This is a genomic window from Aliiglaciecola sp. 3_MG-2023 (assembly GCF_030548205.1).
GTDB lineage: Bacteria > Pseudomonadota > Gammaproteobacteria > Enterobacterales > Alteromonadaceae > Aliiglaciecola.
The window spans coordinates 35,052-50,718 of sequence record NZ_JAUORV010000014.1 but is presented as its reverse complement, the minus strand read 5'-3'; the positions used below and the strand labels follow the sequence as shown (position 1 = coordinate 50,718).

Genomic DNA, 15,667 nt, shown 5'->3' with positions numbered 1-15,667 from the left:
TACATGTGTTTATTGTCCGATTACGCATAAAAATCAATAATATATGCACTGACCTAACCAGTGAGCACTGCAAAACAATGTTTTACCTTCAACCTATTCGAAAACTACTTTTCCTATTATTTTTTATATGGCCTACGTATAATTTTGCCGCCCAGTTAACCCTTAATGATGCATTAAACGCTGCATTAGAAATCCATAAAAAGGAAAACCAAAGCCTGTTAAAGGGTAATGTTGAACAACCTTCAGATTCTTGGTTTGCTAGTCCTCCTACCGTCGGTCTTCTATATTTACACAATCAGCAGAGCCTGGGTTCCAAAGAAACGGAAATCAGTCTCAACTTAGCAATTAAGTCGCGTTTACAAACGGAAATTGATCGGCAACTGCAAAGTACCATCCCTTTGATTAAGCAGCATGCTTTGCAACAACAAGCATTATTTCTATCTGGACTGATACGGTTTACGATTTGGGAATATAAACTCCAATATGTATACCGTAAACAAGCAGAGCAAAAACTAAACGTTTTAAATAAATTATTGAAGCATTATGAGCAGATGGAACAAGCCGGCAACACTCCTTCTTATTTAACGTTGCTGGTAAAGCAAGAACGCATTCAGGTTGAACTTGCCTTGTTAGATCACCAAAATCAAACACAAACCTTGTTAGCTCAATACACTGATCTTACTGGCTTAAATGCTCTGCCCGATAACACCGAAGAACTCCCCTTTGATGTGAGTGTTGAGATATCTAGCGAGCACCCCGACATACAGGCTTTAGACGCGGTTTGGCAATTAAATATAGCCCAATTTAATGCAGCTTCCAACCACTCTAGGCCTTGGAACCTTGCCATTTTTGCAAAACAAAATGAAACAGCAGGGATCACCGACAATCAAATAGGATTGGGTGTGGAAATGCCGTTGTCGATTGGAAACAACTATACTCCGGCTCAGCACAGTGAATTTGTCGCAGCTCATTCGCTTTATGTGATGCAACGTAATCAGACTCAGCAACAAATTCAACAATCCATCTCAAATGCGGCCGGCCAGCTCAAAATTAGCAAAGCACGGCAAAAACTGCTTAATCAATCATTACAGATAACTCAGAAACTACAACCAACCTTAGAAACATTGCTGACTTCAAATACTACGGATCAAGAATGGATCTTGAGAAGGACGCTAGAGATTGTCGAAATTCAAGGGCAATACGCCATAAATCAAATTAATTTGGCCAAAAACATAGCCATTCTTAATCAAGCTGCAGGAAAATCTTTATGAAAGGTTTCGTAAATTCCATCTTTATTGCCACCAGTTTACTGGTTATCACTTCCACTTCGGCACAACAGTTTAGTCTTGATGTAAAAGATCTTAACGATTTAGCATTACTTACAAAACAGGTAGAGCAAGTAAATGAGTATGCAGGTCTTCCTACCTTGGGTGAAGTCTCAGAATTGCCAGGTCAAGGCTATACAATTCATTCACCGTTTACTGCCCAGCAAGTTCGTTTTCTGCAACCTGTTGGCACTAAACTCAATATTGGAGGGAGTTTCGTTGAATTAAGTGGGCCTGAAGTGCACCACTATTTTAATCAATATCAGGTTAAAAAATCGTTGTTTGAACTGACCGAACTACAATATAAAAAAAATAAATCATTGTTTAAGCAGTCTTCTATCTCACAACAAGCTTGGCTTGACATCAATAACGCCTACTTCGCTGCTAAGCTAGAATATGATGAAATGCAGCATTTTTTTGAACTGGTAGCTGATTTTAATGACGAGACTGAAACCCTAACGTTAAAAACCCCAATTAACGGTGTTGTGCATTACACTCGCTTTGAATCGCTAACAGAAGGCAATGTGATTGCAAGAGTCATTCCCACACAAAGTATCAGGTTAAATTTTAATATTAGTAATAATGAAGCACAAAATCTTGCTTACTTATCCGCAACAAACTCTCAGTGTAAATTAAATATATATGCCATCGAGCTCGTTGCCACGGGACTGGCTAGTAAAGTATGGAGCGCCCCCTTGACCTCCGACTGTCCTTATAACTTAGGACAGAACTTATCAGTCACCCCATTTTTTAAGCAACAGGCATATCTAGTCCCCAAACAATCGGTTTTCTCGATGAATGGATCGCAGTTTGTATTTGTTAAATCAGGTGAGCAATTAAACGCAATTAACGTCACACTAATTAGCAGTACTGAGCATAGTTATGCGATCACCAGTCAACAATCTCTCATCAATAGCAATGTACTTATCAGTTCTGTAAGCGCTGCTCAAGGCATACTTCTCGGGTTAGGGAGTGAATGAATGTTATCTAATTTGATTCGATTATCCCTCAGCCAGCGGATTTTTATTCTATTAATGGCGATCGGAGTAATGCTAATCGGCATTGTCTCTTGGATGAATATTCCCATTGACGCTTTCCCTGATATTTCACCCACTCAGGTAAAAGTAATATTGAAAGCACCAGGAATGACAGCTGAAGAAATAGAAGCGCAAGTGACACTTCCCCTTGAAACAGAATTATTAGGGATACCAAATCAACAAATATTACGCTCAACCACCAAGTACGCCATTACAGACATTACCCTTGATTTTGTCGAAGGCACGGACATTTACTGGGCTAGACAACAAGTTGCAGAACGCTTAAACAATATTTGGTCTTCCCTTCCCTCTGGTCTTGAGGGTGGTATTGCACCAATGAGCACTCCTTTGAGTGAAATGTTTATGTTTTCACTGGAAAATCCCCAGCTAAGTTTACTTGAGCGAAGGCAAATACTGGAATGGGAAATTCGCCCCCTACTGAGAACCATTGATGGTGTCGCCGATGTGAATATATTAGGTGGCTATGCGAAAACTTACCAGATCACTCCAGATCCCGTTAAGCTAGCTTCATTAGGCCTAACCTTAAATCAACTAGCACAGCACATTCAGGCAAACAATTTGAATGGCAATATTGGCCGCTTGGATATAGGTAACGATGCGCTAATTATTCGTGGTGAAGGCCGTATCGATACGTTAGACCAACTTCGAAACATGTTAATTAGTAATCATCTTCAACAGTCGATAAGACTCTCTAATGTGGCGGATGTTAGCGTTGGTCATTTAACCCGTTATGGCGCTGTTACCCGCAATGGACAAGAAACCACTGAAGCCATAGTTATATCTTTGAAAAACGCCAACACTGCCAAAGTAATAGAAGGTGTCAGTGAAAAGTTAAAATTAATTGAAAAGACCCTACCAGCAGGTTCACAAATAAACGTTTTTTATAATCGTAAAAATTTGATCGATACAGCGATAGGTACCATTCAAGAGGCATTGTTGATTGCCGTTATATTGGTGATCATTGTTTTAACTTTGTTTTTGGGAAATATTCGAGCAGCATTAGTTGTATCAATGATCTTACCTCTTGCAGCGTTGAGCACTTTTTGGTTAATGAATAGCGTTAATATGTCTGCCAATTTAATGAGCCTAGGTGGTTTGGTGATCGCCATTGGCATGCTTGTGGATGCTTCCGTGGTAATCGTCGAAAATGTGGTTAATCAATTAAGTAATAAAAACCACTTACCTAAATTACATCTGGTATTCCGAGCCTGTAAAGATGTTGCTGTACCTGTGGTTTCCGGCACAATAATAGTCATAATAGTGTTTTCTCCATTGCTGACACTAACAGGTTTAGAAGGTAAATTATTTAAACCCGTAGCGATAACAATTGTATTTGCAATGTTTTGTGCACTGCTGTTATCTCTAACTGTTATTCCAGCGTTAGCATCAATATTAATCAAACAGCATGATTCCGGTGAACCTAGTTTTGTCACCGCATTAAAAGCCAAATATCGAAGCACATTATCTACAACGTTGAATCGCCCTGCGCCACTGATCATCGGCATTTTATTAGCATTAATCGTAAGCGCAGTGCAGTTTGTCTATCTGGGTAAAACCTTTATGCCGGTGTTAGACGAAGGCGATATAATTGTACAGCTTGAAAAAACACCAAATATAACCCTAAATGCTTCCACTGCGCTGGATATACAAATTCAAAATGCATTGCTTGAACAGGTGCCTGAAATAAGTCAAATCGTTGCGAGAGTCGGCGCTGATGAAATTGGTTTGGATCCAATGAGCTTGAACGAAACAGATATATTTATGGAATTAATCCCACAGGCACAATGGCGATTCAGTTCTAAATCAGAGTTAGTCGATTCCATTCGAAATGTACTAAAACAGTTTCCTGGAATTAATTTTGGATTTACTCAGCCTATTCAGATGCGGGTTTCAGAAATGCTTACAGGCAGCACTGGAGATGTAAGCATTAAAGTATTTGGAGAAGATTTAACCGAGTTGGCACATTTGGCCTCTCGCATTGCCCAGCTCACAAAGTCCACTTCAGGCAGTGTTGATGTAAACACCGCGGTCACTGAAGGAGGCGAGTTTTTAAATATCCGTCTCAAACCGGAAATTGCCCAACGTTATGACATGAGCATTACTGAACTATCCAACTATTTACGCTCACAATTCGAAACCTTTGCAATTTCAGAAATAATTCAAGGAAAACGTAAAACTCCAATTGTATTCGCTGCATCTGCTAGCTCAGCGCTGCGTCCAGGCACATTGCATGAGATTAAAAATAATCTAATTTTGTTGCCAGATGCCAGCTTAGTGCCGTTGCAGGACATCGCTGAAATAAGCTTTAAACAAGGGCCAATTTTAGTTGAGCGAGAAAACAGTAATCGCTATTCCGTGGTAACGACCAATGTGTCTGGCCGCGACATAGTGGGTTTTGTGGAAGAATTAAAAAAGACCCTGACGAATACACTGGAACTGCCTTCAGGCTATGTGCTTAGTTTTGGTGGCGAATTCGAAAACCAACAGCGAGCTACCAATAACCTGATGATGGTTGTGCCGATTTCGCTACTACTTATTCTAATCATCTTATTTACTACCTTTGGCTCATTAGCAAAATCATCACTTATCTTAGTGAATATTCCTTTTGCCGTGATGGGGGGAATTTTCGCTTTATTTATCAGTGGCCAATATTTGTCGGTACCTGCATCAGTGGGTTTTATCGCGTTATTGGGAATTGCAGTGTTAAATGGTGTTGTGATGGTAAGCTATTTTGAACAAACTAAAATGGAGTTTAATGACACACTCACCCGCGTAATTGATGGGGCGACTCGACGCTTAAGACCAGTTTTAATGACCGCAATGACAGCCATGTTTGGACTTGCTCCTTTAGTATTTGCATCAGGTCCAGGAGCAGAGATTCAAAAACCGCTGGCCATTGTTGTTATTGGTGGGTTGTTTACCTCTACACTTACCACTTTATATTTATTGCCGGTTTTATATAAATGGATGGAGACTAAAAATGGATAAAAATAATCGTTATCAGCTGCTTATCCTCTTAGCACCGCAAGAGTTAAAAGACAACCTAGTCGATACGTTAATTAGCCATGAAGCATTGTCGGGTTTTAGTTTAAGCAAAATACAAGGTTATAGTCGTGCACACCACCAATACAATATTCAAGAACAAGTTGAAGGCTATAGAGACTTATTTCGATTTGAACTTTTACATGAGCAACTCCACTACCAAGAGCTGTTAACAAAAATCAAGCAAACTTGCCCCAACAATAATATACGCTATTGGTGTGTGCCTGTAATTGAGAAAGGGGTATTGTAATATTTAGTAGATTAACACTGGCACTTATTAATACAAACATTGCAGTAGACTAATGGTTTTATTGCTTACTTGAAAATTTTAGTAATTGGGTGGCAGTTAGTGGTCGGCTAAAATAAAACCCTTGTACTAAGTCACAACCTAAACGTTTCAATATCGCAAATTGCTGCTCCGTTTCAACGCCTTCGGCAACAACGGTTAACCCAAGACTATTTGCCATTGCAATGGTCGCTTTAACTAAATCACAATCTGGTTTGTTGGTTGTGATCCCATGAATAAAACTACGATCAATTTTAAGCACATCAAAGGGATATTGACGCAAGTAACTTAGCGACGAATAACCCGTTCCGAAATCATCTTGGGACAAGGTTATCCCTAAGGCGCTGATTTGTGCTAAGGATTCATGAATGTAGGCTTGTCCATTCATCAACACCCCTTCGGTAATTTCAAGTTCTAAAAATTCTGCATTGACGCTTATGGTTTGCAGGCTTTTTTGCAAATTCGTAACCAAACTCTGATCTCTGAATTGACGAGGAGACAAATTAATTGCCATTGTGTAAGCCTGCTTATCACATTGCTGCCAGTGTTTCAGAAACCCTAAAGCCTGGTTAAACACATACTCGCCCAAGGTAATAATTAAACCTGTATGTTCAGCAATGGGTATAAATTCATTTGGGCTAACATTACCCAGTGTTGCATTGTTCCATCTCAATAACGCCTCCGCCCCAACAATTGAATTCGTATTAACTTCGAATTTAGGTTGATAGTAGACTTCAAACTCACCACGTTCGAGCGCGGCATGCATTTGCTCTTCAACTTCAAAACGACGTTGCATCGACTTATTCATCTCAACAGTAAAAAATGAGAAAGTATTTCGCCCTAACGATTTGGCTTGGTACATGGCAGTATCGGCATTTCGCAATAAATCAGAGGCACTATTGCCATTCTCAGGATAAATAGCGATGCCAATACTTAAGGTAAGCATTAATTCTCTACCGGCCAATTTAAACGGGGTTCGAAACACTTTTAGTAAATTTTCTGCAATGGTTAATACATCGTTATGATTGCTAAACCCCTTCAACAAAACGATAAACTCATCCCCGCCTAAACGTCCTACTGTGTCTTCCTTGCGCACAACCTGGGTTAACCGGTGGGCAGCTTTAACCAGCAACTTGTCACCTATTTCATGGCCCAATGAATCGTTCACTTTTTTAAAATCATCTAAGTCAAGGAAAATGACGACGGCTTTTTGATTGGTTCTTTTCGCTTCGATTAATATTTGCGAAAGCCGATCTAATGCTAAAAAGCGATTAGGTAGTAAGGTTAGACTGTCATAGTAAGCTTGATGACGAATCAATTCAGCAGATTTATACTGTTCAGTAATATCGCGAATAACAACTATAATCTGCTTATATTCGGTTAAGTAGGCAACTCTCGCTTCAAAATATGAAATTCCTTGAGGCATAGTGAGGTCGTATTCAAAGCTACTCATTTCCTTTTGTTTTATTACTTTATTAATATGCGTCTGAAATTTTTTGGAAATTTCATCAGGTAAAATTTCCGACATGTTCTTGCCAATAAATTGCTGAGGAGAAACGTATAAGTCTTCTTTTTTACTGGTATGATAATCAATAATCCTCCCATCTTTTTCCATCAAAAAGAATAGATCAGGAATGGCTTCAAAAATGGTTTCGAGCATATGCTGTTTAAACAAAGCCTGAGCTTCAGCTTCTCTAATATCCGATAAATCAATATCAATACAGTACATTTGTTGGTTACCATATTGATTTGTGAACATGACATGGCTTGAAAATACCGATACATCAGCACCGCTTTTATTTCGTAAGGTTATTTCCGCTGCAGGGATCTCGATACCATTTTTAAGCCAATTTTGGTGAGCGTCAATGACCCCTTGTCGCATATAAGTTGGGATTATGAGATCTTCTAGTTTTTTCCCCGAGGCTTCAGCTTTGGTATAACCATAAAGTACTTCACTGCCTTCATTCCAGTAGATAACTCTACGTTGATCATCATACCCTTGGACCGAAATGACTCTAACAGCATCAAATAATTGGTGGAGAGGATCGTTGAGCTCATATTGATGAGACAAAACTTTGCTTATTTTATCTGAACTCATTGTGTCAACTACTCCAAATTACACTGCTTACATTAATAGTAGAAGTAAATAAAAAATTAACACTATCAATGTAAAAAGCAATTAATCAAAGGTTGCTGGAATATATTGAACGAAAATCAGCAATTCTAAAGGTTACAATAATAGCCGATTCGTAAGGTTCTAAATTGAGACTTAAACGGACCGAAATATCAAAGGGAAAATATAAATTGTAATTTCGTGAATAACGAGGAACATCAAACACTTCCTCTATCTGACTTACTTTCAAACGCCTCGAAACATTGGATTTAGAGGGGTTAACTGTTAACCAATATAAGACAGTGTCATCACAGTGACATAAAACCTTATTTTATTTGTAACACAATTATCACAATTCCAACCTAAGCTTTTTCATCGCAGAAATTGGATTTGCGTGGTATCTGGAATTCCATATTCTAGAGTCTTTTCAACATATTCTGCACCTTTAACTGTTAGCCACAGTCTTTTGACAATACACCATATTAATCGTAGGAAATAAGAATGAAACTCAACTGGAAAGTTACCGCCAGCGCCCTTGCGCTCGCAGTCTCTACAGGTATGCATGCTAATGTATTACCTGAACATCAGTCTGATAGTGCGTGGTTTACCGATGCACAATCTAAAATGCAAGAAAAGTTTGCTGTTGATAATCAATTCAAAGCGAAAAATGTCATATTGTTTGTAGGCGATGGTATGGGGGTTTCTACATTAACTGCCTCGCGTATTTTGAAAGGCCAGCTGCAAGGCGACTCAGGTGAAGAAGCCTACCTAAGCTTCGAATCGTACCCTTATACTGCATTAGTAAAAACCTACAATGTTGACGCACAAACCCCAGATTCAGCAGGTACGATGACAGCCATGATATCCGGTTTAAAAACCGATGTTGGCGTGATTGGTGTAGATGAAGATATTGAACGTGGCGACTGCAGCACAGTGGCAGGTAACGAAGTGGTTACCGCGTTAGAATTAGCTGAGGTGAAAGGCTTATCAACAGGGATTATTTCTACTGCTCGCATCACCCACGCAACGCCAGCAGCGACTTATGCAAAATCTGCCGATAGGAATTGGGAAGATATTTCGGATATGCCTGAAGCTGCAATTACTGCAGGTTGTGTTGACATTGCCGACCAATTAGTGAACTTTGAAGCGACTTTAGAACAACGCTACTCCGGTATAGATGTGGATGGTATTGAAGTCATAATGGGTGGTGGCCGCCGTCACTTTTTACCCAACGACGCCAGTTACAATAGTGCAGATGCTGTCAGCAGCATTGAAGGTGACCGCACAGATTCAAGAGATCTCACCGCTGAATGGCAAGCGAAATACGAAGATGGCAGCTACGTTATGGATCAAGCTGGTTTTGATGCCATAGATACGGAAGCCACGTCCAAAATATTTGGATTATTCAATGAGTCTCATATGCAATATGAAGCCGATCGCGAAAATGATGTAGCAGGCGAACCTTCTTTAAGCGAAATGACCTCGAAAGCCATATCGGTGCTTGATAACAATGAAAAAGGCTTCTTTTTAATGGTGGAATCAGGTCGTATTGATCATGGCCACCATGCAGGAAGCGCATACAATGCGTTAACTGATGTATTGGAGCTGGAAAAAGCCGTTCAATATGCATATGAAAATACCGATCCCTCTGAGACCCTCATTTTAGTCACGGCTGATCACGGTCATGTATTTACTATTGCAGGTTATCCTAAACGTGGAAATCCGATTCTAGGCAAAGTAGTAAATGTGGGCGAAGAAGAAGCAGCTACTGCTGCTGATGGCATGCCATACACCACTTTGGGCTATACAAACGGTTTAGGTTACCAAAACCTAGCTGATGAAACGGACGCAGATGCAGCTTACGGTTTTGATATTGCAGCCGGCCGCCATGACTTAACAGATGTTGACACTACCGCTTCCGGTTATCACCAAGAAGCGCTTATCCCACTTGGCTCTGAGACCCATTCAGGGGAAGACGTAGCGCTACACGCTATTGGCCCTGGTAGCCAACTTGTGCAAGGCGTAATTGAACAAAACGTGATATTCCACCTGATTAATCAGGCTTTGAATCTGGTAGAAGAATAAGCGGAGTGATGAAAATGAACCTTTTTAAATTAAGTATGATCTCAATAGCTATTGCTGGACTAAGTGCTTGTACCTTAGACGGTGATGATGGTGCAAATGGAACAGACGGTTCTAATGGCAGCAATGGACTGAATAGCTTAACTTTACAAACCCAGTTATCTAGTGGCAATGAAAATTGTCCAGTAGGTGGTGTGCAAATTGATTCTGGCATAGATGCAAACGGAGATGGAGCCTTATCAACAGACGAAATAACCGCTACAAACTTTGTATGTTCACCTGGCTCAAATGCCCTGTCATCAACTGAACTGCTAACCAGTCTTAATAATGACTGGTTTGTCACTGGCGCTGTAGAAGTTGAAGAGAACAAGACAGTTTGGCAACAAGCAACGAGCTCTGACTCAGCACAAACAATTGAACAACTTCGTGGTAAAGCTAAAAACGTAATCTTGTTCGTTGGTGATGGTATGGGCATTTCAACGGTTACGGCCAGTCGCATATTAGCCGGCCAATTAAATGGCAATGACGGTGAAGAAAACCAATTGAGTTTTGAACGTTTTCCGTTTTCTGGATTATCTAAAACTTACAATGTGGATGCACAAACCCCCGACTCAGCTGGTACCATGACAGCTATGATGAGTGGTGTGAAAACGGATGTTGGTGTCATTGGTGTTGATGAGGCTATTGAACGAGGTGATTGCAGTACCGTTTCCGGAAATGAACTTGTAACCGCCCTTGAACTTGCTGAAATTTCAGGTAAGTCAACTGGCATCATTTCAACCGCGCGTATTACTCACGCCACGCCAGCAGCAACCTATGCTAAATCCGCTGATAGAAACTGGGAAGATATTTCAGATATGTCGACTGAAGCGGCTGAAGCGGGTTGTATCGATATTGCAGATCAACTGGTCAATTTCGAAACCAACCTAGAAGATCGTTATGAAGGTCTTGATATCGATGGTATCGAAGTCGTTATGGGTGGCGGACGTCGTCATTTTTTACCTAATGATGCCAGTTTCAACAGCCCTGATGCAGTAAGTGGCGTCGAAGGAGATCGCACTGACGGTCGTGATTTAACCGCTGAATGGAAGGCAAATTATCCTGCAGGTACTTACGTCTATGATCAATCAGGTTTCGATGTTATTGATACTGAAAACACGCCACAACTATTTGGTCTTTTTAATGAATCACATATGCAGTATGAAGCTGACCGTGGCAATGATATTGCTGGCGAACCGTCTATTGTTGAAATGACAGAGACAGCCATCAAAGTACTTGATAATAACGACAATGGTTTCTTCTTAATGGTTGAATCGGGCCGTATTGATCACGGTCATCATGCTGGAAGTGCTTACAACGCGTTAACTGACACTATTGCATTTGCTGAAGCCGTTGCTAAAGCAGATGAGTTAACCAGTGACGAAGATACCCTGATAATTGTAACGGCTGATCACGGTCATGTTTTCACTATTGCTGGATATCCTAAACGCGGCAATCCAATTTTGGGTAAAGTAGTCAATGTTGGCGCTGACGAACCAGCCACCGCTGCGGACGGCATGCCATACACCACTTTGGGTTACACTAACGGGCTTGGTTTCCAAAACTTGGGCGACGAGACTGATGCAGATGCAGCTTATGGCTTTGCTAATGCCGCTGGTCGCCATGACCTGACAGATGTTGACACTACCGCCTCTGGTTACCATCAAGAAGCGCTAATCCCCCTTGGTTCAGAAACCCATTCTGGAGAAGATGTAGGTATACATGCAAAAGGTCCTGGTGCTTGGTTAGTGAATGGCACAAATGAACAAAGCGTGATATTCCATGTTATGGATTACGCTGCAGACTTGGTTGAAACTGCCAATGAAGTAGTTCAATAATCAATTACTTAACATCATCGAGGTAGCCTTCAGGCTACCTCTTTGTTTTTTGGAGTCACAATGCAACGTTTCGTTATACTATGTATATTCTGCGGTTTTAGCTTTTCTTCAATTGCCCAAAACTGCGCCTCGAAAGCCGATGATTTAATTGCTAAATACACTATAGTCACCTCAGTAAAACATGCCCAAGAGCAAACTAAAAAACTCGAATTGTGGCGACGTGTAAACGCTGTTATTCATGTTTATCCACAAACTGAAATAACTGAGGGATGGGAAAAATCACATAAAAACACCATCAAACCCACTCGCTACTTTGATGATTACCAAAGAGCAATAGAATATCAACCTGGTGAGCGTGTGCATGGAAAGCAAGATAAAGATTGGTCTTTTCGCTATCAATTGATTAGCGATAAAATGCTCAAAGTAATGGAACACAAAAGCACTTCGGGTACCGGTTGTAATACTGTGGATGTATTCGAATATACCAACCCACAGCAAAAACTAATACTACATTGGCAACCAGAATTGCAGCTAATTCAATCGTTTAAAATTATCACCAGAGGTCAAGAAATTAACTGGCAGCTGGATTCAGTCACCTTTGATAAGCAAGTTATTGCTCAGCGTTTTAAAACACTAATGCGTTATCAAACCACTGATTTTGCCGATATCGGTGACGACCATTCAGATCCGTTTTTAACCAAAATGGTGACGCAAGGTTTCATCGAACCAGGTGCCAGTGGCTTTTTTGACGATAAGGGACATGCGTTAGGAAAGCACACACACTAATTTTGGTTTCTATCATAGTAATTCATTTTACTATGATAGAAACTCTAGCCATTATTGGTTATTTACTCACTGGCTAGTAGACTACCCAGTACGTAAACCAAAGGCGCATTCCAGTTAATCGCCACTTCGTTACTCGCATAGCTGCACCAGTCATCAAGATAGCTCGCAGCCGCAAAGTTACTCTCATAATCGCATTTATCTTGTTGCCCAGGTTGTGGCCCCCCAGCCAACATACCGGGCACAGGTTCATCTATTTTATCGCCAGCAGAGATGCGGTGATGTGGATTTTTCGGGCTTTTTTCACCAAAGCCAGTTAAAAAGGAATAACCTGTGGGATTGCGGCCGAATACAAAATTAAGGTTTCCTTGGGCAACCTGTCGATACTTTTCATCGCCTGTAATGCGAAACGCGTTCAGCAACATAATACTTTTATTTAAGACAACCGCATTACTTCCCCACACGAAATCGTCCGAGTTCATCGTCACACCGTACCCTGTGTTTTCATATATTTTTATAGCAGCATCGGCGTAGTCTATCAGTTCTGATTGAAGTGTATGAAAATCCTTAGACGCTAAAAATGGCTTCCCTTCTCTGGCCAGGCTAAAGTAACCCAGCGCTGCAACGTTGCTCCAGTCAGGCTCTTTAAGCTGTTTATTGTATTGTTGAAATGCCCGCCAATATTTCTGTTCTTTGGTGGCTAAAAACAATTCAGCTCCAGCCCAAGCAAACTCATCTGCAAAATCATCATCCCCATACTCACCACTGCTCACATCTGCAGGTTGCTGATAGACATAATCTGGGTGGGCACTCGCCCAGTCCCATGCTTTTTGAGCACTTGTTAACCACTGTTCCAGTTGTTGGGGATTATCCGCAAACAAAGGGCGTAAAATGCGGCTCGCCGCGGCAAGGGTGGCTGCGTAATCCAATGCAGCAGATGTCGAGAAACCAATGACATAACGATCTGCAGTGTCCTCGGCCGGCATATCTTTACCTGGCCACTGCAAGGTAGTGAGTTTATGATAAACCGCACCTTCCTCATTTTGCATGGTATGCAACCACTCAAGATTCCACATAAGTTCATCAACAATGTCGGGAAGCTGATTATTGCTCTCAGGAATTGTCAGTGAAAGATTGTCATAATAGTCTGGATAATCAGCATAGGCAGCTAATAATGTATAGGTAGCAATACTGGCATTTACCGTATATTTACCGTAATCACCTGCGTCATACCACCCCTTAGGTGAACTGATTGTGCTAAATGCCGGTTGACTAGTACTGGCTGCGGAGGGATGCACAATCACGTTTAGATCTGAGTGCCCTTCTTGACGTTGAAATTTGCCCGCATAAGGCGCAGTTAATGCCATCCCCGCGCGATTAAAGTAGAAATATTTTAAGGCCGCATTATGTGCTTGTTGGTTAATTTGCTCATCAATTTTTATTTGCCGAGAAAGCTCAGAACCTGCTCCCATAATGGTTAAATTATAAATACCGGGCTCAGAAAAGCTCGAAAAGTTGGCAAATTGAAATTTCTCAGGTCCTCGGGCAGACCAGCTTTTCGGCTCACTCAATGGGCCTTCAAATACAAAATCTCCTTGCAAATTTCGCAACCGGAAAGAGGTTTCTTGGGTACGTGACACAATAGCCCCTTTTTCACCATTTATGAAATATCCCAGTTGATTAACCTGAATGGTTTGCTCTGATTTTTTTATCCCTTGTGCCTTGAGGACGGGAGAAGTTTTATCTGCTGTTTTACAGCCGACTAGAGCCGAGGTTACTGCGCAGCATATTAAACCAGACAGCAATGTTTTTTGATGAAATTTAAGCATTTAGTTCCCTCAATTAATGGGCGATAAAATGGATTCATGACAAGCAGCACGGGTCTAAGCAAGCACCTCACCAATGAATCAACCGCAATTAAGCCTAAACGCATATCTGAAGCATTTTGGCTCCCTAAAACACAGTGTGAAAGAATGGATTAATAAGGAAATTTATACCAGTCAGTTTTCATTGCTTTTTCTTCTTTTGTAATTTCGAAAAAACATAATGAATCGGCTGAACGACTAAATCCATATAAAAAATTGATACGCCAAGGGAGCAAGAAATGATGAAAAAATCGCGGTTATGATCAGTGCGACCGAACTGAAAGCGGTATCTTTAGAGGAATGCTTCACACTGACAGAAGTACCAATAGCATGAGAAAGACTGCCTAAAATGATCCCACGATGCGCCGCATCTTTCACCCCTAATAATCGAAATATAGGATAAAACAAGGTTGCGCCTGTTAATCCAGCAATTAACACTAAGATCACCACTATAGCGGTTTGCCCATCTAAACTTGCACTAATTTCCACGGCAATAGGCGTGGTGACAGATTTTACAATAATGGATGCTAAAAGTGGTGCTGGCGTATCATACAACCAGGCAACAAACCCCGTTAAAAAAATTGAGATAAAACAGCTACTAAAACACGATAGCAAAATGAACTTTAGGTTAGAGCGAATTTGTGGCAATTGCTCATACAATGGATAAGCTAACGCCACTACCGCAGCTTGCATGAAATAGTTTATCCAACTGGTTTGTGCATAATAAGTTTCATAGGGTATATCGAATCCGTAGAGCACCAACATAACCATTGTCATGCCTAGCAACAATGAATTCAGAAACGGCACTTTCAGATGTTTTAAAACAAACAAGGCAACAACATAAGCAATGATTGTTAAGCCAATCCACATTATTCCTTCTCCCCAGAGTTAAGCATTCTAAACAAATAGCTGAGCAGTATAGCGACCAAAATATTTGCACCTAGGGTGCAAGCTAAAAACAGCCCCATTTGTTGATAGAGAACATCAAAATAATTCATTAGTCCTACAGAAATAGGAATGAAGAACAACAGCATATGTTTTAGCATTAATTTGGCTCCCCCTTGCAAAAATTGAACGGGGACAATGCCGACTGATAAACAGAAAAATAAGAGCAACATACCGATGATACTGCCGGGGAATGATATTCCTGATAAGGCTTGAATTGAAATGCCTGTCCACAAAAATAAGAAGATAATAGCGATGGAAAAGAAAAGCTTAAAGATCGTACTTAACACA

General features: G+C 40.7%; 11 protein-coding genes. 7 read left to right on the top strand and 4 right to left on the bottom strand.

What is annotated here, in order from left to right; genetic code table 11:
• Nucleotides 1-77 precede the first annotated feature (77 nt).
• Genes Q4574_RS15565 through Q4574_RS15550 form a run of 4 tightly spaced genes read left to right on the top strand, consistent with a single transcriptional unit; the run spans nucleotide 78 to nucleotide 5,675 of the window.
• Nucleotides 78-1,271, top strand: coding sequence for a hypothetical protein (locus tag Q4574_RS15565; RefSeq protein WP_303475148.1), 1,194 nt, complete (start codon nucleotides 78-80; stop codon nucleotides 1,269-1,271).
• The gene (locus tag Q4574_RS15560; protein ID WP_303475146.1) at nucleotides 1,268-2,305 is read left to right on the top strand and encodes a hypothetical protein; all 1,038 of its coding nucleotides are present in this window, start codon (nucleotides 1,268-1,270) and stop codon (nucleotides 2,303-2,305) included. Before Q4574_RS15565 ends, Q4574_RS15560 begins: the two co-directional genes overlap by 4 nt.
• Nucleotides 2,306-5,371, top strand: a complete 3,066-nt coding sequence (locus Q4574_RS15555) for an efflux RND transporter permease subunit (protein ID WP_303475145.1) — start codon at nucleotides 2,306-2,308, stop codon at nucleotides 5,369-5,371.
• Entirely contained in the window at nucleotides 5,364-5,675 is a 312-nt protein-coding gene (locus tag Q4574_RS15550) for a DUF3240 family protein (RefSeq protein ID WP_303475143.1), read from the top strand. The genes Q4574_RS15555 and Q4574_RS15550 overlap by 8 nt, the downstream gene beginning before the upstream one ends.
• A gap of 58 nt (nucleotides 5,676-5,733) precedes the next feature.
• Here Q4574_RS15550 and Q4574_RS15545 read toward each other — a convergent pair whose 3' ends face one another.
• Nucleotides 5,734-7,809: a bifunctional diguanylate cyclase/phosphodiesterase gene (locus Q4574_RS15545; RefSeq protein ID WP_303475141.1), complete on the bottom strand. Its 2,076-nt coding sequence runs from the start codon at nucleotides 7,807-7,809 to the stop codon at nucleotides 5,734-5,736.
• A gap of 516 nt (nucleotides 7,810-8,325) precedes the next feature.
• On the opposite strand from Q4574_RS15545, the gene Q4574_RS15540 reads away from it, so the two are divergent.
• Genes Q4574_RS15540 through Q4574_RS15530 form a run of 3 tightly spaced genes read left to right on the top strand, consistent with a single transcriptional unit; the run spans nucleotide 8,326 to nucleotide 12,569 of the window.
• On the top strand, nucleotides 8,326-9,909 hold the full coding sequence (locus Q4574_RS15540; protein WP_303475139.1) for an alkaline phosphatase: 1,584 nt from the start codon (nucleotides 8,326-8,328) through the stop codon (nucleotides 9,907-9,909).
• Nucleotides 9,910-9,923: 14 nt separating this feature from the next.
• Complete coding sequence (locus Q4574_RS15535; protein WP_303475138.1) at nucleotides 9,924-11,783, top strand: alkaline phosphatase; 1,860 nt, start codon at nucleotides 9,924-9,926, stop codon at nucleotides 11,781-11,783.
• A gap of 60 nt (nucleotides 11,784-11,843) precedes the next feature.
• The gene (locus Q4574_RS15530; protein ID WP_303475137.1) at nucleotides 11,844-12,569 is read left to right on the top strand and encodes a hypothetical protein; all 726 of its coding nucleotides are present in this window, start codon (nucleotides 11,844-11,846) and stop codon (nucleotides 12,567-12,569) included.
• A gap of 62 nt (nucleotides 12,570-12,631) precedes the next feature.
• On the opposite strand, the gene Q4574_RS15525 is transcribed toward Q4574_RS15530, so the two are convergent.
• The 3 genes from Q4574_RS15525 to Q4574_RS15515 all read right to left on the bottom strand — a co-directional run bounded on the left by Q4574_RS15525 (nucleotide 12,632) and on the right by Q4574_RS15515 (nucleotide 15,666).
• A complete protein-coding gene (locus Q4574_RS15525; RefSeq protein ID WP_303475136.1) occupies nucleotides 12,632-14,395 on the bottom strand; it encodes a glycoside hydrolase family 9 protein in 1,764 nt (587 codons plus the stop codon).
• Between the two features lie 234 nt (nucleotides 14,396-14,629).
• On the bottom strand, nucleotides 14,630-15,301 hold the full coding sequence (locus Q4574_RS15520; protein WP_303475135.1) for an LrgB family protein: 672 nt from the start codon (nucleotides 15,299-15,301) through the stop codon (nucleotides 14,630-14,632).
• The gene (locus Q4574_RS15515; protein WP_303475134.1) at nucleotides 15,301-15,666 is read right to left on the bottom strand and encodes a CidA/LrgA family protein; all 366 of its coding nucleotides are present in this window, start codon (nucleotides 15,664-15,666) and stop codon (nucleotides 15,301-15,303) included. The genes Q4574_RS15520 and Q4574_RS15515 overlap by 1 nt, the downstream gene beginning before the upstream one ends.
• Between the last annotated feature and the right edge of the window lies 1 nt (nucleotide 15,667).